Raw genomic sequence first — 18,422 nt, 5'->3', positions numbered from 1 at the left:
GTGGGGGCGTTCGTCAGGGGGACGGGGCCGCGCCGTACTTCGACGTCGAGGCGCGCGAGCTGACGCTGGGTGTCCAGGACGCCGACCACCTGCGCCGCGCCCTGGACCTGCTGCACCACGCCAACATCCAGGTCGAGCGGGTCGAACTGCGCACCCCCACGCTCGACGACGTCTTCTTCGAACTCACGGAGGTCGCCGCGTGAACGCCGCAACCGTCGCCACCCGCCCGCGCGTACTGTCCGACCTGGGGCGTCTCGTCGTCCGCGCGCTGCGCAGGGAGATTCGCACGCCCGACGGCCTCATCGTGAACATCGCCATGCCGGTGCTCATCATGGTCATCTTCGTGTACGTCTTCGGCGGCGCGATCAGCACCGGGTCCAGCGGCCTGGCCTACATCGACTTCGTCGTCCCGGCCGTGCTGCTCATGTGCGGCGGGTACGGCGCGGCGCTGACGGCGGTGAGCATCGCGCTGGACATGCGTGACGGGATGATCGACCGCTTCCGCACCCTGCCGATCAGCGGCTGGGTCGTCCCGGCCAGCCACGTGCTCGGCTCGCTCGTCCGCAACGTGTCGGTCACGGCGATCTCCCTGGCCGTGGCCGTCCTCCTGGGCTTCCGCCCGCAGGCCGGGGGCGCGGACTGGGCGCTGGCGCTGGCCGTCGTCGCCGGGTACGTGCTGGCCATGTCCGCGCTCGCCGCCCTGTGGGGCCTGCTGGTGAGCTCGGAGCAGGCCGCGGGCGCCTTCAGCTTCGTGGTGCTGTTCCTGCCGTACCTCTCGGACGGGGTGGTGCCCGCGGAGACCATGCCGAGCGTGCTGCGCGGGTTCGCCGAGCACCAGCCGATCACGCCCATCGTGACGACGCTGCGCGCGCTCCTGCTCGACCAGCCGCTGGGGAACGCGGGCTGGGTCGCCGCCGCCTGGCTGGCCGGCCTCATCCTGGTCAGCGTTCCTGTCGCGGCGATCCTCTTCCGCCGCCGCACCGCCGGGTGATCCCCGACACCCGATAGTGAACGTTGCGTTTCCTCGCGGCGAAACCTATGCTCCTTAGAGAACGGTTCGTTCTCTAAGGAGCGACGCCATGCCACTGGTCCTGTCCGGCCTCATCCTGGCGATGCTGCTCGGGGCCCTCGATCAGACGATCATGGCCCCGGCCCTGCCCGCCGTGGCCGGCAGCCTGGGCGGCCTCGACCAGATGCCGGCCGTGATCAGCGCCTACCTGGTCGCCGCCACGGTGGTCATGCCCGTCTACGGCAAGCTCGGCGACAGGCTCGGCCGCAAGCCGGTGATGCAGTTCGCCATCGTGGTCTTCGTGGCCGGCGCCGTGTTGTGCGCGCTGGCCACGTCGATGCCGCAGTTCGTCGCCTTCCGCGCGGTGCAGGGCATCGGCGGTGGCGGCCTGATGATCGGCGCCCAGGCGATCATCGGCGAGCTCGTCAGCCCGCGCGAGCGCGGCAGGTACCTGGCCCTGATCGGCTCCGCGTACGTGTTCGCCGCCGTCGGCGGGCCGCTCGTCGGCGGGTTCTTCATCGACCGGCTGAGCTGGCGGTGGATCTTCGCGATCTACCCGCCGCTGGGCCTGCTCGCGCTGGTGGTGCTCACCGCCACCCTGCGCCTGCCCAGGCCGGAGCCGTCCGGGGCGCCGCTCGACGTGGCGGGCGCGCTCACGCTGGCGCTCGGCGTGGTGGGCGTGGTGCTGCTCGGCCAGACCGGGAACCCGGTGTTCCTGGCGGTGGCGGCGGTGGGCCTGGCGGCCTGGCTGGTCAGCGCGCGCTTCGCGGCCGACCCGGTGCTGCCGCTGCGGCTGTTCCGCGACCGGGCCTTCGCGGTGCCGGTCACGATCAGCCTGCTCATCGGGTTCGCGCTGTTCGGGACGCTGGCGTACATGCCGGCGTACCTGCAGATCGCGCTGCGCTCCAGCGCCACCCAGGCCGGGCTGACGGTGACCGCGCTCATGGCGGGCGTGCTGACGACCACCGTCGTGTCGGGCCGGCTCATCACCAGGACCGGCAGGTACAAGCGCTACCCGGTCGCGGGCACGGCCGTGGCCGCGACCGGGCTGGCGCTGCTGCCGCTCGCCGGGGGATCGCCGGTCGCCGTCGCGGCCGTGATGCTGCTCATCGGGCTCGGGGTCGGCCTGGTCATGCAGGTCATGGTGCTGGTCGCGCAGAACGCCGTCACCCGCGCCGACCTGGGCGCGGCCACCTCGGCGGTGACGTTCCTGCGCCAGATCGGCGCCTCGGCCGGGGTCGCGCTGGTGGGCGCGCTGATCACCTGGCGCTTCTCCGGCGAGGTCCCGGTGACGGGGGCCGCCGACCTGCCGCCCGCCGCGCGCGACGCGTTCGCCGCGGCCGTGCCGCCCGTGTTCGCGGCCATGGCGCCGCTGCTGGCGGTGGCGTTCCTGCTGGCCATCGCGCTGCCCGCGCGCCCGCTCCGGACCACCGCGTACGTGGAGGAGAGATCGTGAAGCTCGTGACCCTGCCGACCGTCGTGGAGGAGAGATCGTGAGACTCGTCGTGCCGCTGAACGCGCTCGGCCGGCAGGACCTGCCGCTGGCCGGCGGCAAGGGCGCCAACCTGGGCGAGCTCGTCAGGAGCGGCTTCCACGTCCCGCCCGGTTTCGTGGTGACCACCGCGGCCTACGACCTGGTCGCCGCCGGGAAACAAGGCCCGGTGGAGCGGGCCGACCTGCCCGCCGACCTGCCCGCCGACCTGCCCGCCGACCTGTACCGGGCCATCGCCGACGGGTACGCCGAGCTGGGCGGCGGCCCGGTGGCCGTGCGGTCCAGCGCCACCGCCGAGGACCTGCCCGGCGCCGCCTTTGCCGGCCAGCAGGACACCTACCTGAACGTGATCGGCGAGGACACCCTGATCGACGCGGTACGCCGCTGCTGGGGCTCGCTCTGGAACGAGCGCGCCGTCGCCTACCGGGCCAGGCTCGGCATCTCGGACGTCAGCATCGCGGTCGTCGTCCAGCGCATGATCGAGGCGGAGACGGCCGGGGTGATGTTCACCGCGAACCCGGTCACCGGCGACCGCGACCAGACCGTGGTGGACGCCGGCGAGGGACTGGGCGAGGCCGTGGTGTCCGGCCTGGTCACCCCCGACCACTACGTGCTCGACCGGTCGGGCGTGGTCACCGCGTTCACGCCGGGCCGGCGCGAGGTCGTCATCCGCGCCACCACGGGCGGCGGCGTGACCAGCCGGCAGGGAGAGCGGGGCGGGCAGGGGGAACGGCTGCTGTCCGACGCCGTGCTGAAGGAGCTGGCCGGGCTGGGCGCGGCGGTGGCCGGGCACTTCGGCCGTCCCCAGGACATCGAGTGGGCGTACGCCGGCGGCCGGGTCCACCTGCTGCAGGCCAGGCCGATGACCGCGCTGCCGCCACCGCCGCTCGGCCCGCTCAACCCGATCAGGCGCAGGCTGGGCACGGTCCTGCTCGAATACCTGCCGGAGCGGCCGTACCCGATCGACATGACCACCTGGCTCCCGCACGGCCCGGCCGGGCTCATGGGCAGGGTGACGGCGAGCTTCGGCGTGCGCGGCGCGTTCGAGGGGTTCGTCGAGGAGGAGGACGGCGTCGCCTACCGGCTCGTGCCGCCGTCGCCCAGGCCGGGACCCGGCGTGCTCGCCGCGCCCGTCCGCCTGGCCGTCCGGGCCTGGCGGCACGACCCGGCCCGCTGGACGCGTGACCCGCGCTTCCGCTCGTTCCTGGACCGCTGCGAGCGCCTGGCCGGGCGCGACCTGGCCGCGATGAGCTGGCGCGAGCTCATCGGCGTGCCCAGGCAGGCGCTCGACCTGGTCTCGCCGGTGGCCGACCTGCGCATCGACTACCTGCCGCGCACCGGCTTCGCGCTGCTGCGCCTGCTGCTGGTCACCAAGCTCATCGGACGCGGCGCGCTGTTCGGCGAGCTGATCGCCGGGGCGCGTACCCGTACCGGTGACGCCAACCACGCGCTCGAACGGCTGGCCGCCGACCCGGACCACGAGGAGAAGCTGCCCGCGTTCCTGGCCGAGTACGGCCACCGCGAGACCGCCAGCCCCATCCTGGTCACCCCGCCCACCTGGGCGGACGCCCCCGACACGGTACGCGGCCTGATCAAGGTGCTGGCCGCGGGCCCGCCCAGGCCGCAGCCGGCCGACACCGCGCTCGCCCGCCTGCTGGCCCGTCCGCGCCCGCTCCCCGCCCGGCTGCTGACCCGGTGGGTGGCGGCGGCCCGGGCCGGCGTCGCGTTCAGGGAGGACAGCCACTTCTACTTCACGATGCCGCTGCCCGTGCTGCGCAGGTCGCTGCTGGAGATCGGCCGCCGGTTGTGCGGCGCGGGCGTGCTCGAACGTCCCGAGGACGTCTTCCACCTGCGCCTGGAGGAGCTGGAAGGCGTCGCGGACGTCGAGGCGATCCCCGAGCGCGACCGGGCGCGGCTCGGGCAGGCGGCCCTGGCCCGCGCGGCCAAGCGTGAGGAGCTGTCGGGCGTGCGCATGATCGACCCGAGGGCGATCTTCCCGGCCCGCGAGAGCGGGGACGCGCTCGTCACCGGCACCCCGGCCAGCGGCGGCGTCGCCACCGGACCGGTCCGCGTGATCAGGGACGCCGCCGACTTCGGCACGCTGACCAGCGGCGACGTACTCGTCTGCCCGTACACGAACCCGTCGTGGACCCCGCTGTTCCAGCGGGCCGCGGCCGTGGTGGTCGACAGCGGCGGCTCGGCCTCCCACGCGGCCATCGTGGCCAGGGAGTACGGCATCCCGGCCGTCATGGGCACCGGCGCGGGCACGTCCGTGCTGGCGGACGGCCGGCTCGTGACCGTGGACGGCGACGCGGGCACGGTCCGGCAGGCCTCCTGACGCTTCGTAGGATCGGGGGCATGGTGACCGACCACCGCAAGCTGCCACGGCGCCGGGGCGAGGCGCTCAGCGCCGCGATCTTCCAGGCCACGCTCGACGAGCTGGCCGAGGTCGGCTACGCGCGGCTCACCATGGAACGCGTCGCGGAACGCGCCAGGGCGAGCAAGGCCTCGCTCTACCGGCGCTGGCCGACCAGGATCGAGCTGGTGATGGCGGCGGTCTACCACTCGCTGCCCGGCCCGGGCTCCTCGCCCGACACCGGCAACCTGCGCGACGACCTGCTGGCCCTGCTGCGCCGCACCGCCCAGGCCCTGTCGGGCCCGGCGGGCGAGGCGATGCGCGGCCTGCTCGGCGAGGCGCTGAGCGACGAGTCCAGGGCCGCCGAGCTGCGCGCGCACTCGCAGGGCGCGGGCAGGAAGATGATGGCGGAGGTCGTGCGCCGCGCCGTGGAGCGCGGCGAGGTCGACCCCGCGGTGGTCACGCCCCGACGGCTGGAGACCGGTCAGGCGCTGCTGCGCCAGCACTTCCTGTTCGACGGGCTGCCCATCCCCGACGGCCTGCTGGTCGAGATCGTCGACGAGGTGCTGGTGCCGCTGCTCACGAAGTGAGGCCGAGCAGCCCGGCCAGCAGCCGCACGGAGTGCTCGAAGGCCGCGCGCCGCTCCGCGACGGTGTTGTCGAACTGGCCGAACACCTCGAAGTTGACCCAGCCGTACACGCCGGTCCAGGCGGTGATGGCGCGCATGACCACCGCGTCGGACGCGCCGGGCATGAGCTCCCTGATGTTCGCCGCGTCGGCGGCCAGCGATTCCGGCGGGGCCGGGTCCGGCGACGGCGGCCGGATCGCCCCGGCGGCCACCGCGTCGGCGACGATGCGGCCGAGCACGCGCACGTCGCGCACCCGGGCCTCGACGGTGTCCTGCGGCGCCTGGTAGCCGGGCACGGGGGAGCCGTAGAGCAGGGCGTACTCGTGCGGGTGCGCCACCGCCCAATCGCGGATCGCGTGGCAGGTGGCCAGCCAGCGGCCCAGGTGGTCGTCGCGCGGGCAGGCGGACTCGGCGCGTTCCACGGCCTCGCCGAGCGCGTTGTACCCGTCGATGATCAGGGTGGTCAGCAGGTCGTCGCGGCTGGGGAAGTAGCGGTAGATGGCCGAGGAGACCATGCCCATCTCCCGCGCCACGGCCCGCAGCGACAGGCCGCCGGCTCCCTCGGTGGCCAGCTGACGCCGCGCGATGTCGGCGATCTCCCTGGTCAGCTCGGCTCTGACACGTTCTCTCGCGGTACGGCTCGCTGTCATGCCAGCAGGCTACCAGAGCACTGAGAAAAAACGAGAGCACTGCTCTTGACGAATGCCGCTCTTTTGAGAGAGCATTGCTCTCGTAAGCGAACGGCAGTCATTGAAGGAGCCTCACCATGTTGACCCTGGCCAAGAACGCCAACCTGGCCCTGATGTTCGTCCTGGAGCTGGGCGTGCTGGCCGCGGTCGGCTACTGGGGCTTCACGCTCAACGCGGGCTGGCCGATCAAGCTGCTGGCCGGGCTCGGCGGGCCCGCGCTGTTCATCGCCGCCTGGGCGCTGTTCGGCGCCGGCGGCGGCGCCAACGCCACCTTCCCGGCCACCGGCCTGGCCCGCGTCGTCCTGGAGATCGTCTGGTTCGGCGGCGGCGCCGCGGCTCTCTACGCGGCCGGCGCGGCCACCCCGGCGATCGCCTTCGCCGCCGCCTTCATCGTCAACGCGGTACTCCGCCTCATCTGGAAGCAGGGCTGATCATGGGTAAGCACGTCGTCGTGGGCTCCGGCCAGGTCGGTACGCACCTGGCCGGCAAGCTCCTCACCCAGGGGCGCCAGGTCACCGTCGTGACCAGGTCGGGCAGCGGGCCCGACGGAGCCGTCAAGGTCGCCGCGGACGTCGCCGACCCCGTCATCGGCCGGGCCAGGCTCATCGAGGTCACCCGGGGCGCGGACGTCCTGTACAACTGCGTGAACCCGCGCTACCACCGCTGGCTCACCGACTGGCCGCCGATGGCCGCCTCGTTCCTGGCCGCCGCCGAGTCGACCGGGGCCGTGCTGACGATCCTGGGCAACCTCTACCCGTACGGGCCGGTCGACGGCCCGCTGACCGAGGATCTGCCGCTGGCGTCCACCAGCCCGAAGGCCCAGGTCAGGGCCAAGATGTGGGCCGACGCGCTGGCCGCGCACGAGGCCGGGCGCATCAGGGTGACCGAGGTGCGCGGCTCCGACTACTTCGGCCCCGGCGCCAGCGACCAGTCGTACCTGGGCGACAGGTTCCTCGTCCCGCTCAGGGCGGGCAAGACGATCCAGCTCCTGTGGCCGGCCGACATGCCGCACACCTGGACGTACCTGCCGGACGTGGCCGACGCGCTCATCGTGGCGGGCGCCGACGAGCGGGCCTGGGGCCGGCCCTGGCACGTGCCGAGCGCGGAGCCGCTGACGTTCAGGCAGCTCGGGGCGCGGATGGCCGCGCTGCTCGATCGTCCGGCGCCGAAGCTGGCGCAGCTCCCGTGGCCGCTGGTGCGCGCGCTCGGCCTGTTCTCGCCCATGGTGGGGGAGTTGAAGCACGTCCGCTACCAGTTCACCGCGCCGTACGTGCTGGACTCCACCGCCTTCCAGCGCACCTTCGGTGTCGCGCCTACCCCCATCGACCTGGCGCTGAAGGCTACGCTCGACGGATGAAGACAGCGATGATCGGCCTGGGTGACATCGCGGAGAAGGCCTACCTTCCCGTGCTCGCCGCCCAGCCAGGGCTCGAACTCCACCTGTGCACCCGCAACGCCGCCAGGCTCGACCGGCTCGGCGACGCCCACCGGATCGCCGCCAGGCACACCTCGGTCGACGAGGTGATCAAGGCCGGGGTCGAGGCGGCGTTCGTGCACGCGGCCACCTCCGCCCACCCGGAGATCGTGGAGTCGCTGCTCGACGCCGGGATCCACGTCTACGTGGACAAGCCGATCGCCGACAACCTGGCCGACTGCGAGCGGCTGGTCCGCCAGGCCGAGTCCGCGGGCCGGTCGCTCATGACCGGCTTCAACCGCCGCCACGCCCCCGGCTACGCCGAGCTGGCCACCCTGCCCAGGCACCTGGTGCTGATGGAGAAGAACCGCGACAACCACCCCGACCTGCCCAGGCGGGCGGTCTTCGACGACTTCATCCACGTCGTCGACACGCTGCGCTTCCTCGTCCCCGGCGAGGTCACCGAGACCAGGATCAACACCCGCACCAGGGACGGGCTGATCGAGCACATCGTCCTGGAGCTGTCGGGGGCCGGTTTCACCGCGCTGGGCGTGATGAACCGGGTGAGCGGCGCCAGCGAGGAGACCTGCGAGGTCATGGGCGACGGCGGCAAGCGCAGGGTGGTCAACCTGGGCGACGTGGTCGACTACCGGGGCGGCGAGACGCTGGCCCGCCGGCCCGACTGGGTGCCCGTCTCCAGGCAACGTGGCATCGAGCAGATCTGCCTGGAGTTCCTGTCCGCGGTGCGCGAAGGCCGCGTGATCAGCGGCGCCGACGCCCTGGTCAGTCACGCCATCTGCGAAGACGTCGTGACCCGCGCTACGTCCGCGGCGGGTTGAGCCGCATCGAGCGGTCGGCCCTGGCGAACATGCGGGTGAACGGCCGGTCGCCGAGCCTGGCCAGCACCGTGTAGCCCTTGGCGTCGCCCAGCGGGCTGGAGGAGGAGACCACGCCGGCCACCGCGTCGCCGTACAGGGCGGGGCCGCCGCTCCCGCCCGCGGCGGCGTGGCAGTTGCGGGTGACCATCAGCCCGGGGCCGTCGGAGACCGCCTCGGCCGCGTCGCCCACGCACCGGTACAGCTGCGTGCCGGGATACCGTTTGCCCGCCGGGTAGCCCAGCAGCTCCAGGCCGCGCAGCGGGGTGCCCCTGGTGGTGCTCATCGGCCGCAGCCCGCGCCCGGTGACCGCCTCCAGCGGCCGGCCCCGCCTGGCCACCCCGACCAGGGCCACGTCGTACGGCAGCAGTTGCGGCGAGTACGGCCGGCTGCGCCAGCGGGCCGGCACCCAGGTGCGCACGGCCGGCCAGATGCCCAGCGGCGGCCTGCCCCGGTCGTAGCCGGGCAGGAAGGCCAGCCGCCGCAGCAGCCGCCCCTCGTGGTAGAGGCAGTGGGCGGCGGTCAGCACCAGGCTCCGGCTGCGTGAGCCGATCACCGCGCCGCCGCACATCACGGTCGTCCTGGAGACGGGATCGCGGCCGAGCAGGACCCCGGTCAGGCGCCGCGCCCCGGTGTAGGGGCGCGGCACCGGCGCGTATCCCAGGCGGTCGCCGTGCGGCGTCAGCACCCGGGGCTGGGGGACGTTGAGTTGCGGCACCTCGGCGATGCCAGTCGGATCGAGCAGAGCCAGAGACAGGGCCAACCTGAGCACCTTCCCACTGTACGGGGAAGATGATCAGGCCTCTGACCTGCAACTCCAAGGTTTACCTAACCTGGGAGCTGCGGTTTCACCCGGCGGAGTACTCGCGGCTGAGCGCACGCAGCCGCTCGTGCGCGTCCGCGTACGCGGCGGGCGCCTTCAGGTACGCCTTGGGGAGCTTGGCGACCATGGTGTAGTTCGTGTCGCACACGTTCCCGACCGGCGCCTGGCCGCCCTGGCTGACGAGCTGGTAGGCGTCGAGCGTGTCGAGGCCGGTCAGCTCGGAGGTCCAGGTGACCAGGTCGTGCTGGCTGATGCGGTAGGCGTCCTCCAGCGGCCGGGCCGAACCGGTGGACATCAGGTGCAGATCGTCCTCCAGCCGGGGCCACGGCGTGGCCACGCCCTTGATCAGCTCGACCGCGACGACCGTGTTCATCGCGGCCTCGACCGCGGTGCCGCACACCTCGCCGTGACCCTGCAGCGCGTGGCCGTCGCCGATGGCGAACAGGCCGCCCTCGACGTTCACGCCCAGGTAGGCGGTGACGCCCGCGCGCAGCTCCGGGGTGTCCATGTTGCCGCCGTGCGCGTCGGGGGTGATCGTCATGCGGGCCTCGTTCGCGCCCGGCGCCACGCCGACCGTGCCGTGCATGGGGTCGAGCGGCAGGGCCACGCTGTAGTCGCTGTTGCGCGCGTGGTAGACCGCCACCCCCTTGTCCAGGTCGAGGTCGTAGCGCCAGACGCGCTCCTCCAGCGGCGGCTGCAGCGTGGCCGTGGTGTGGGTGCTGGTCAGCGCGCCGAAGTGGGGGAACGTGGTGGACACCGCCCAGTCCCTGGCCGGCGTGATCGAGACGAAGTGCAGCGCCAGCGTGTCGCCGGGCTCGGCCCCCTCCACGTAGAAGGGGCCGGTGACCGGGTTCAGGTACGGGAACTCGCACACCTGCGACGGCAGGTCGGCCACGCTCCGCACGCGGCCGCCGAAGCAGTCTTCCGTGTACAGCTCCAGGATCGTGCCCGGCCGCACCTTGCCGACGGGTGCGCGGCCCCCGAAGGTGTAACTGAGCTCCTCGGGAGAGGGCCGGTAGGACACGACGTTCACTTGACCTCCGAAGGAAGGGTGGGCCTGCGGCCCATGACGTAGGAGACGGCGAGGACGACCAGCCCGATGGCGAGCCAGACCCCGCCGATCCACTGTGCCAGGACCTTCTGGTTGTAGATGACGGCCCCCAGGACGGCGATGCCGATCACGGGCGCGATCACGTGCGCCCACCAGTTCTGGGTGCGCTGCCTGATCGCGTAGTGGACGATCACGGACAGGTGCAGCAGCAGGAAGGCGGTCATCGCGCCGAAGTTGACGAGCTGGCCGAGCAGCGGCAGGCCGTCGTCCCTGGTGCTCATGTAGATGCCGAGCCCCAGGGAGATCAGGGCGACCAGCAGCGTGGCGTTGACCGGGGCCTGGTGCTTGCTGTCGACCTTGGCCAGGAAGGAGGGGAGCTGGCGGTCGCGTCCCATGGCGAACAGCAGGCGCGAGGTGGCCGCCTGCGCCACCATGGCGTTGGCGAAGCCCCAGGCGATGGCGGTGGCCAGGGCGCAGAGCACGGCCAGCCAGGCGCCGCCCGCGTACTCGGCGAGGGTGCTGAACGCGGCGTCGAGCGGGCCGGCGTCACCGGCCTCCGCGGCCTGGAACAGCTCGGCGCGGTTGGGCACCAGCAGCGCCGCCACCCAGGTCTGCACCACGAACAGCAGGGCGGCCAGCCCCAGCGCGGCGACCATGGAACGGCCGAGCCGCCTGGCGTCCTCCTTGTTCTCCTCGGCCAGCGTGGAGATGCCGTCGAAGCCGAGGAAGGAGAGCACCGCGAGCGAGGCCGCGCCGAACACCAGCGACACGGAGAACGTGGTGGAGTCGTAGAGCGGCGTGAAGAACCCGGCGGTGGCCTTGCCCTGCGCGAGCGCGATGCCGCCGATCACCAGGAAGATCGCCAGGACGATCAGCTCGGCGACGAGCATGATCCGCGTCATCCTGACCGTCATCTGGATGCCCAGGTAGTTGACGACGGTGTTGAGCAGGACGAAGACGATGATCCAGCCCCAGATCGGGATCCCGGGCACGAAGGAGTTCATGAACACCCCCGCCACCAGGTAGAGCAGGGAGGGCACGAGCACGTAGTCGAGCAGGATCATCCAGCCGGCCATGAAGCCGACCGGCGCTGCGATGCCGCGGCCGGCGTAGGTGTAGACGGATCCCGCCATCGGGAAGGCCTTGGCCATCTGTGCGTAGGACAGGGCGCTGAACGCCATGGCGACCAGGCCGATGATGTAGGCCAGCGCGACCATGCCGCCGGAGTTGGCGAAGACGTTGCCGAAGATGCCGAATGGCGCGATCGGCACCATGAAGATCAGGCCATAGATCATCAGGTCGGTGAACCCCAGGGTTCGCTTGAGCTCTTGGCGGTAGCCGAACTGCTCAACGGTGCTCATGTGTGCACGGCTCCTTGCTGGTTGGGGGGCGATTGGCACCTTAGACGCAAAGCTTTCTAGTGAAAAGGTTTCTCCAGGAAGAAACCGAGACCATCGGCCCTGCCCAGGTGCACCCGCTGGCGCACCTGGCGGTCCAGCAGCGTCAGTTCGCCGCGCGCGCTGGTGATCGTGGTGCCGTCGGCGACGGCGTCGAGCGCGGGCACCGCGAGCGTGCCCGCGCGGGCCGACAGCGCGGCCAGCATGGCCACCGCCTCGTAGCAGCCGTGGCCGTGCGCGTTGAGCATGGGCGCGTCGGCGCCGAACCTGGCCGCGTACCGCTCGGCGAAGTCGAGGCTCGCGTCGGTGCGCAGGTCGCGGAAGTACCCCATGGACGTGTACAGCTCGCCGGTGCCGTCGCCGCCGATGCCGAGCAGGCCGTGCTCCTCCAGCGCCCCGCACAGCCGGGCGGCGCCGAGCCCGGCGGCGGCGTAGGCGCGGTTGAACGCCATCAGGTCGCTGCCGATCAAGGTGAGCAGGATGGCGTCCGGCCTGGACTCGGCCACCCGGTCGAGCCAGCCCGCGGCCTGGCCGTAGCCGACGTACGCCTCGCCCGCGACGGTGGCGCCCAGCGCGCGCAGCCGGCGGCGGGCGGCGGCGCCGACCAGGCGCGGCCAGACGTAGTCGTTGCCGAGCAGGTACCAGCGGCGCGCCCTACGGGCGCCCGCCAGCCGGTCGATGCCGGGGGCGAGTTGCCTGCCCGGGGTCTCGCCGAGGAAGTAGACGCCGGGGGCGTGGCCGCCGCCCTCGTAGGGCGGCGCGTAGACGAAAGGGACGCGGCCGGCGATCGCCGCGACCACCTCGACCCGGACGTCGCTGGCGTGCGTGCCCGCGACGGCCTCCACCGTGCCCGTCGCGACCAGGTCCGACACCTCGGCGGCCACCACGCGGGCGGGCCTGCCGCCGTCGACGAGCACCAGCTCGACCGGCCGGCCCAGCACCCCGCCCCGGGCGTTGAGCTCGTCGGCGGCCAGGGTCGCGCAGTTGATCGCGCACGGTCCGACCAGCCCGAGAACCCCGGAAACGGGTACGATCAAGCCGATCCTGACCGCGTCTGAAGGCAAGAGCCGCGCCTCGAAAGGATCGATGATCACCGCCACGCCGACGAGTATCCTCCTTTGTGGCTCTCCGGTGAAAGGACCTAATTTCATGGCGACGACCGGGCTGGGTTCCTCCCTCGCGTACCTGCTCAGCAGGGCCGAGCGGAGCGTGAACCGGGGGTTGTCGGCGGCCCTGGCCGGTGAGGACGTCACGGTCGAGCAGTGGCGGATCCTGCGTGCCCTGGCCGACGGCCGGGGGCACTCGATGGGGGAGCTGGCCGAGGCGGTGCTGATGCCGCACCCGACGCTGACCAAGGCGGTCGACCGGCTGATCGACCGGGCGCTGGTCTACCGGGGTCCTTCGGCGGGCGATCGGCGGCGGGTGGCGGTGTTCGTCGCGGATCGCGGGGCCGAGCTGCTGGCGCGGGTCGACGGCGCGGTGGCCGGGCACCACGGGCTGATCGCGGCCGCGTTCGGTGTGGAACGCACCGAGCAGCTCAAACGCGACCTGGAGGAGCTGGTGCGGGCGCTGGAGGCGGAGGCAGCGCCCTGACCGGTCAGCCCTTGCCGCGCTTCTTGTCGCTGTCGGACCAGATCAGCAGGGCCGCGCCGGCCGCGGCCACGGCCAGGTAGGCCGGTGTCGGCAGGTCCGCGACGCGGTGCAGCAGACCCCATTCACTGTCGAACGCCACCCGGCCCACGAAACCGCCGAGACCTTGCAGGAGCGCGATGAAACCCACGAAACCTCTCATGGCTCCACGGTCGCGCGAACGGGCCCGCCCCGGCATCGAACCTTGGGCGAGCCCGGTGACTACTTAAGTAGCCGTCGCCCGGATCAGGGGTAGAGCCCGCGCATCTGGTGCGCCTCGGCCACCCGTCCGACGCCGATGACGTGCGCGGCCTGCCTGAGCGTCAGCCCGCGCTCCGCGGCCAGCGACTTGACCTCGCCGAACGCCCCCTCCATCAGGTCGCGCAGCTTGACCTCGACCTCGTTGGAGCTCCAGGAGAAGGCCTGCATGTTCTGCACCCACTCCAGGTACGACACGATCACGCCGCCGGCGTTGGCCAGGATGTCCGGCACGATCGTGGTGCCGTTGGCGGCCAGGATCTCGTCGGCCTCCGGTGTGGTCGGGCCGTTGGCGCCCTCCACGATCAGGCGGGCGCGGATGCGCGGCGCGTTGGCCTCGGTGATCACGCCTTCCAGCGCGGCCGGGACCAGCACGTCCACGTCCAGCTCGAACAGCTCGTCGTGGCCCAGCGTGTCGCCGTGGCGGTAGCCCGTCACGCCGCCGGTCTCGGCCACCCAGGCCCGCAGGTCGGCGACGTCCAGGCCGCGGGCCGAGTGGACCGCGCCGGTGACGTCGGAGACGGCCACCACCTTGGCGCCGGCGTCGGACAGGTACTGCGCGGCCAGCGCGCCGACCTTGCCGAAGCCCTGCACGGCCACCGTGACGCCCTCGGGCGAGCGGCCGAGCGCGGCCAGCGCCGCGATCTGCACGCCGCGCGAGGTCGCGCCGGCCCGGCCGAGCGAGCCGCCCAGCGTCATCGGCTTGCCGGTGACCACGCCGGGCACCGAGTAGCCCGCGTTGACGCTGTAGGTGTCCATGATCCAGGCCATGGTCTGCTCGTCGGTGCCGACGTCGGGAGCCGGGATGTCCTTCTCCGGGCCGATCAGCGGCAGGATCTCGTTGACGTAGCGGCGGGTCAGGCGCTCCAGCTCGCGCGTGGTGAGCACGGTCGGGTCCACGGCCACGCCGCCCTTGGCGCCGCCGTACGGGATGCCGACCAGCGCGCACTTCCACGTCATCCACATCGCGAGCGCGGTGACCTCGTGGATGTCGGTGCTGGGATGAAACCGGATGCCGCCCTTGGCGGGGCCGCGAGAGACGTTGTGCTGGACGCGGAAGCCCTGGACGACGTCCATGCGACCGTCTTCACGGCGGACCGGGACCGAGACGGTCAGCGAGCGGCGCGGCGTGGCCAGCATGGTCCTGAGCCCGTCGTCGAGCCCGAGCTGCTCGGCGGCCTGGTTGAGCTGGTGGAGCGCGGATTCGAGTGCCTGTTGCCCCGGAGTGATCAGCGCCGGCGTCTTTGACGGCACCATGATGCTCATGGAAGAGATTCCTCCTGTTATGGACGCCCAAATCGCGGGGAGGCGCCATTGCCTGCCCCTTTTGGGCGTTCTTGTGGAGATCAGCCTAGAACGAGGCGTTTGAGGTTGCCTACGGTTTTCGGGTTCGTGGCTGATCTGTTGTCATAAATCCAAGCCCGTGATCCACAGACTGGGAACGTGCCACTCTGGCAGGCTTGGAGCCGAGAGTGTGCCGAACTGTCGAATCTCGGGGGGTGCCATGCCCGCACTCGTGGTGGGGCCCATGCTGCGTCATGTCGATTCGGCCGACGCCTCGATCTGGGTCGAGACCGGCGAGCCCTGCACGGTCACCGTGGCGGCCGCAGGCAGGTCTTATCGGTCGCCCACCTTCACCGTGCACGGTCACCATTACGCGATCGTCGATCTGACTGGCTTATCCCAGGATATCGACTCCTACTCCGTTGACCTCGATGGGGACCCCGTGTGGCCCCTTCCCGGGTCGCCGCCGAGCCGGATCAGGCTGCTGCCGCCCGAGGGGCCGCGGCGGCTGGCGTTCGGCTCGTGCCGTACCAGCGTGCCGCACGACGCCGCGCACGTCCGTACGCACGGGGAAGACGTCCTGCGGGCCTACGGCGGGCACCTGGCGGACGGCGGCGAGGAGGCCTGGCCCGACCTGTTGCTGCTGCTCGGCGACCAGGTCTACGCCGACAGCCCGGCGCCGGAAATGCTGGAATACATCCGGGCTCGCCGCGACACGCCGCCACAGGGGGAGATCGCGGATTTCGAGGAGTATGCCGAGCTCTACCGGCTGGCCTGGACCGATCCGGAGATCCGCTGGCTGCTGTCCACCGTGCCGACCGCCATGATCTTCGACGACCACGACCTGCGCGACGACTGGAACACCTCCCAGCCCTGGCGCGAGCAGATGGCGCAGACGTCGTGGTGGCGGCGCCGGGTCATCTCCGGGCTCGGCGCGTACTGGATCTACCAGCACCTGGGCAACCTCTCGCCGGCCGAGCGCGCGGCCGACCCGCTCTACCAGGCGCTGCTCAAGGGCGAGGGCGAGGACGCGCTCGACGCGTTCGCCGAGCGGGCCGACGCCGAGCCGAGCAGCAACCGCTGGAGCTACGCCCGCGACCTCGGCCACACCCGGCTCATCATGATCGACACCAGGTGCGCCAGGCAGCTCACGCCCGGCGACCGCCGCATGCTCGACCCGGGGGAGTGGGCCTGGCTCGAAGAGCAGGTCACCACCTCCACCGGACGCCTGGTGATCGGCTCGTCGATCCCGTTCCTGCTGCCCGAGGGCGTGCACGGGGTGCAGAACTGGAACGAGGCACTGTGCGACGGCAGGTGGGGCGCCACCGTGCGGCGCTGGTCGGAGAAGTTCCGCCAGGCCGTCGACCTGGAACACTGGGCGGCCTTCCGGCGCTCGTTCGAGGACCTGTCCCGGCTGCTGGTGAGCCTCGGCCGGCCGGTGCTCGTCCTGTCGGGCGACGTGCACTTCTCCTACCTCGCCCGGTCCCGTCCCGGCCAGGTCTACCAGGTGGTGTGCTCGCCCATCCGCAACCCGCTCAGCAGGCTGCTGCGCTGGGCCAACGTCGTCACCCAGTTCGGGATCGCCACGCTGGCCGGCGGGCTGCTGGCCAGGCTCGCGGGCGTGCCCAGGCCGCCGTTCCGGTGGCGGATCACCAAGGGCCCGTGGTTCCAGAACGCTCTTGCCACGCTCACCTTCCCCGGCACGATCACCTGGTACGAATCCACCGGAAACACGCTCAAGCCCATCGATTCCGTCCAGGTAGATTCATGAAATAGGTGGAACCGGGTCCCGGCATGCGGTCAACAACAGGGTGACCGCATGAGAGAGGACCGGCACGTGGTGGGTGTTCAGGAGGTACCGCAGACGCTGGACGATGCGGCGATGATCGGGCGATCGCTCGACGACCCGGAGAGTTTCGCGGCGCTGTTCGACCGGCACGCCGACGAGATCCACCGGTACGCCGCCCGCCGGCTCGGCGCGGAACTGGCCGAAGACGTGACGGGGGAGGTGTTCCTCGTCGCGTTCCGCCGGCGGGCCCGCTACGACCGCGCCTGGCCGGACGCCAGGCCCTGGCTGTACGGCATCGCCACCAACGTCATCTCCCAGCACCGCAGGGCCGAGCGGCGGCGCAACGCGGCCATGGCCAAGGTCGTCGTGGAGCGTCCCGGCACGTTCGACGACCGCAGCGCCGACCGGGTCACCGCCGAACAGCTCCAGCCCAGGCTGGCCGGCGCGCTGACCGGGCTCAGCGCGGCCGAGCGAGACCTGCTGCTGCTGGTCGCCTGGGCCGACCTGACCTACGAGGACGCGGCGCTGGCGCTCGGCGTGCCCGTGGGCACCGTCAGGTCCAGGCTGCACCGGCTCCGCGTCAAGGTACGCAGGGCGCTCGGCGGCATCGATCCCTTCGCAGAGGAGCCCCAGCATGGATGACGAGATCCGGACGTTCGCCGATGGTCGGCCGGCGGTGCCGCCCTACCGTGAGCAGGCGCGGGCACGGGCGCGCGAGCGGCTGATCGAGGAGGCCCGCGGGCGGCGCGGGTTCCGGCTACCGCGGCTGGGCTGGCAGGCGGTGGCCGCGTTCGGCGTGACGGTGGCACTGGTCGGGGGCGTCACCGTCGCACTGTCGAACCAGGGCGGGCAGAGCATCACGGCCACCCCGGGCGGCGACCAGAGCGCCGTCATGGCCGGCACCGACTTCGCCGAGCTCGACCCGCGGCCGGGGCAGTTCATCCTGGTCGAGTCCGACACCATGTACGGCTCGTTCGCCTTCGGGGACGAGGGCAAGGAGACGCGCCACCTCTACCGTACGCACAGGAAGATCTGGCAGTCCGTGGACGGCGCCGCCGACGGCCTGCTGTACATCGAGGGCCGCGAGCCGAGGCCCTGGCCTGACGGCCGGGAGCTGCCCGCGTCCGCGCGCGGCTGGCAGGGGGCGGACTGGAGCCCGCTGGCCTCGTGCCCCGGCACGCTCGGCCCGGCCGCGCGCAGGGACTACGCCTACCTGAGCACGCTGCCCGCCGACCCGGCCAAGATGCGCGAGCACCTCTACCGGGCGAGCGCGCCGAGCCCGGGCAAGGACGTCGACGCCGATCAGGCCGCCTTCACCCACGCGGGCGACCTGGTGCGGGAGACGTACCTGCCCAAGGCGCAGCGCGACGCGCTGTTCGAGGCGGTCAAGACGATCCCCGGCGTCCAGGTGGCGGACGGCGTGGCCGACTCGGCCGGGCGCACCGGCGTGGCGCTCGGCCTGCCCGAGAGCGACGGGACGCTCAGCCAGCTCATCTTCGACCCGGCCACGCACCTGGTCCTGGGCGAGCGGGCGACGGTGGTGGACCCGGCGGCGGCCCAGGCGCCCGCGGGGTCGGTGGTCGCGCTGACGGCGCAGCTCAAGATCTCCGTGGTGGACAGCCTGCCCAGGCAGCTGCCGCGCGATCCCAAGGACGTGACCTGCGAGCAGCCGCGACCGGCCGAGCCGCCCACCGACGAGAGCGCCGCCCCGACGCCGATCCCGGACTC

The 18,422-nt window shown here is 72.3% G+C and carries 19 protein-coding genes; 12 read left to right on the top strand and 7 right to left on the bottom strand.

Annotation, left to right across the window (positions count from 1 at the left end; translation table 11 throughout):
* From HII36_RS43745 to HII36_RS43725, 5 genes are all read left to right on the top strand, one after another.
* On the top strand, nt 1-203 hold a 203-nt coding region (locus HII36_RS43745; protein WP_173529257.1), incomplete at its 5' end, for an ATP-binding protein DrrA1-3 family domain-containing protein.
* A complete protein-coding gene (locus HII36_RS43740; RefSeq protein WP_328808161.1) occupies nt 200-991 on the top strand; it encodes an ABC transporter permease in 792 nt (263 codons plus the stop codon). The genes HII36_RS43745 and HII36_RS43740, both read left to right, overlap by 4 nt.
* Before the next feature lie 88 nt (nt 992-1,079).
* Nucleotides 1,080-2,465 carry an MDR family MFS transporter gene (locus HII36_RS43735; protein ID WP_173529256.1) on the top strand — a complete coding sequence of 462 codons (1,386 nt, stop codon included), beginning with the start codon at nt 1,080-1,082 and terminating at the stop codon, nt 2,463-2,465.
* Nucleotides 2,466-2,502: 37 nt separating this feature from the next.
* Nucleotides 2,503-4,839 carry a PEP/pyruvate-binding domain-containing protein gene (locus HII36_RS43730; RefSeq protein ID WP_173529255.1) on the top strand — a complete coding sequence of 779 codons (2,337 nt, stop codon included), beginning with the start codon at nt 2,503-2,505 and terminating at the stop codon, nt 4,837-4,839.
* Nucleotides 4,840-4,859: 20 nt separating this feature from the next.
* Entirely contained in the window at nt 4,860-5,447 is a 588-nt protein-coding gene (locus tag HII36_RS43725; protein WP_173529254.1) for a TetR/AcrR family transcriptional regulator, read from the top strand.
* Here the strand turns inward: HII36_RS43725 and HII36_RS43720 are convergent.
* Nucleotides 5,437-6,135 (bottom strand): TetR/AcrR family transcriptional regulator, encoded by a 699-nt coding sequence (locus HII36_RS43720; protein ID WP_173529253.1) that lies wholly within the window; start codon nt 6,133-6,135, stop codon nt 5,437-5,439. The two genes, HII36_RS43725 and HII36_RS43720, sit on opposite strands and share 11 nt — an antisense overlap.
* A gap of 116 nt (nt 6,136-6,251) precedes the next feature.
* Here HII36_RS43720 and HII36_RS43715 point away from each other — a divergent pair, with 116 nt between their 5' ends.
* Genes HII36_RS43715 through HII36_RS43705 form a run of 3 tightly spaced genes read left to right on the top strand, consistent with a single transcriptional unit; the run spans nt 6,252 to nt 8,427 of the window.
* Complete coding sequence (locus tag HII36_RS43715; protein WP_173529252.1) at nt 6,252-6,605, top strand: YrdB family protein; 354 nt, start codon at nt 6,252-6,254, stop codon at nt 6,603-6,605.
* 2 nt (nt 6,606-6,607) lie between these two features.
* Entirely contained in the window at nt 6,608-7,531 is a 924-nt protein-coding gene (locus HII36_RS43710) for an NAD-dependent epimerase/dehydratase family protein (protein ID WP_173529251.1), read from the top strand.
* Nucleotides 7,528-8,427 (top strand): Gfo/Idh/MocA family protein, encoded by a 900-nt coding sequence (locus tag HII36_RS43705; RefSeq protein ID WP_173529250.1) that lies wholly within the window; start codon nt 7,528-7,530, stop codon nt 8,425-8,427. Before HII36_RS43710 ends, HII36_RS43705 begins: the two co-directional genes overlap by 4 nt.
* Here the strand turns inward: HII36_RS43705 and HII36_RS43700 are convergent.
* From HII36_RS43700 to HII36_RS43685, 4 genes are all read right to left on the bottom strand, one after another.
* A complete protein-coding gene (locus tag HII36_RS43700) occupies nt 8,408-9,235 on the bottom strand; it encodes a trypsin-like serine peptidase (protein ID WP_173529249.1) in 828 nt (275 codons plus the stop codon). The two genes, HII36_RS43705 and HII36_RS43700, sit on opposite strands and share 20 nt — an antisense overlap.
* A gap of 76 nt (nt 9,236-9,311) precedes the next feature.
* Nucleotides 9,312-10,319, bottom strand: a complete 1,008-nt coding sequence (locus HII36_RS43695; RefSeq protein ID WP_173529248.1) for an acetamidase/formamidase family protein — start codon at nt 10,317-10,319, stop codon at nt 9,312-9,314.
* Nucleotides 10,316-11,698: an APC family permease gene (locus tag HII36_RS43690; RefSeq protein ID WP_173529247.1), complete on the bottom strand. Its 1,383-nt coding sequence runs from the start codon at nt 11,696-11,698 to the stop codon at nt 10,316-10,318. The genes HII36_RS43695 and HII36_RS43690 overlap by 4 nt, the downstream gene beginning before the upstream one ends.
* Nucleotides 11,699-11,754: 56 nt before the next feature.
* Nucleotides 11,755-12,771 (bottom strand): substrate-binding domain-containing protein, encoded by a 1,017-nt coding sequence (locus HII36_RS43685; RefSeq protein ID WP_236004553.1) that lies wholly within the window; start codon nt 12,769-12,771, stop codon nt 11,755-11,757.
* A gap of 112 nt (nt 12,772-12,883) precedes the next feature.
* Between HII36_RS43685 and HII36_RS43680 the strand changes: the two genes are divergently transcribed.
* Complete coding sequence (locus HII36_RS43680) at nt 12,884-13,327, top strand: MarR family winged helix-turn-helix transcriptional regulator (protein WP_173529245.1); 444 nt, start codon at nt 12,884-12,886, stop codon at nt 13,325-13,327.
* Between the two features lie 4 nt (nt 13,328-13,331).
* On the opposite strand, the gene HII36_RS43675 is transcribed toward HII36_RS43680, so the two are convergent.
* Both HII36_RS43675 and HII36_RS43670 read right to left on the bottom strand, forming a co-directional pair.
* Complete coding sequence (locus HII36_RS43675; protein ID WP_173529244.1) at nt 13,332-13,526, bottom strand: hypothetical protein; 195 nt, start codon at nt 13,524-13,526, stop codon at nt 13,332-13,334.
* 83 nt (nt 13,527-13,609) lie between these two features.
* Entirely contained in the window at nt 13,610-14,887 is a 1,278-nt protein-coding gene (locus HII36_RS43670) for a Glu/Leu/Phe/Val family dehydrogenase (RefSeq protein WP_173529243.1), read from the bottom strand.
* Between the two features lie 238 nt (nt 14,888-15,125).
* Here HII36_RS43670 and HII36_RS43665 point away from each other — a divergent pair, with 238 nt between their 5' ends.
* The 3 genes from HII36_RS43665 to HII36_RS43655 all read left to right on the top strand — a co-directional run.
* Nucleotides 15,126-16,676: an alkaline phosphatase D family protein gene (locus tag HII36_RS43665; protein WP_173529242.1), complete on the top strand. Its 1,551-nt coding sequence runs from the start codon at nt 15,126-15,128 to the stop codon at nt 16,674-16,676.
* 48 nt (nt 16,677-16,724) lie between these two features.
* A complete protein-coding gene (locus tag HII36_RS43660) occupies nt 16,725-17,336 on the top strand; it encodes an RNA polymerase sigma factor (protein WP_173529241.1) in 612 nt (203 codons plus the stop codon).
* On the top strand, nt 17,329-18,422 hold a 1,094-nt coding region (locus HII36_RS43655; RefSeq protein WP_173529240.1), incomplete at its 3' end, for a CU044_5270 family protein. The genes HII36_RS43660 and HII36_RS43655, both read left to right, overlap by 8 nt.

Source organism: Nonomuraea antri (assembly GCF_013283785.1).
Classification (GTDB): Bacteria; Actinomycetota; Actinomycetes; order Streptosporangiales; family Streptosporangiaceae; genus Nonomuraea; species Nonomuraea antri.
Note: the sequence above shows the minus strand (reverse complement) of the source record. Positions and strands in the feature narration are given on the sequence as shown.

Bases quoted from the DNA above. Each gene is read 5' to 3' on its own strand.
- HII36_RS43715 (WP_173529252.1), top strand. From the start codon at position 6,252: ATGTTGACCCTGGCCAAGAACGCCAACCTGGCCCTGATGTTCGTCCTG.
- HII36_RS43670 (WP_173529243.1), bottom strand. From the start codon at position 14,887: ATGAGCATCATGGTGCCGTCAAAGACGCCGGCGCTGATCACTCCGGGG.
- HII36_RS43675 (WP_173529244.1), bottom strand. From the start codon at position 13,526: ATGAGAGGTTTCGTGGGTTTCATCGCGCTCCTGCAAGGTCTCGGCGGT.
- HII36_RS43680 (WP_173529245.1), top strand. From the start codon at position 12,884: ATGGCGACGACCGGGCTGGGTTCCTCCCTCGCGTACCTGCTCAGCAGG.
- HII36_RS43725 (WP_173529254.1), top strand. From the start codon at position 4,860: ATGGTGACCGACCACCGCAAGCTGCCACGGCGCCGGGGCGAGGCGCTC.
- HII36_RS43660 (WP_173529241.1), top strand. From the start codon at position 16,725: ATGAGAGAGGACCGGCACGTGGTGGGTGTTCAGGAGGTACCGCAGACG.
- HII36_RS43705 (WP_173529250.1), top strand. From the start codon at position 7,528: ATGAAGACAGCGATGATCGGCCTGGGTGACATCGCGGAGAAGGCCTAC.
- HII36_RS43710 (WP_173529251.1), top strand. From the start codon at position 6,608: ATGGGTAAGCACGTCGTCGTGGGCTCCGGCCAGGTCGGTACGCACCTG.
- HII36_RS43720 (WP_173529253.1), bottom strand. From the start codon at position 6,135: ATGACAGCGAGCCGTACCGCGAGAGAACGTGTCAGAGCCGAGCTGACC.
- HII36_RS43690 (WP_173529247.1), bottom strand. From the start codon at position 11,698: ATGAGCACCGTTGAGCAGTTCGGCTACCGCCAAGAGCTCAAGCGAACC.
- HII36_RS43735 (WP_173529256.1), top strand. From the start codon at position 1,080: ATGCCACTGGTCCTGTCCGGCCTCATCCTGGCGATGCTGCTCGGGGCC.
- HII36_RS43665 (WP_173529242.1), top strand. From the start codon at position 15,126: ATGCCCGCACTCGTGGTGGGGCCCATGCTGCGTCATGTCGATTCGGCC.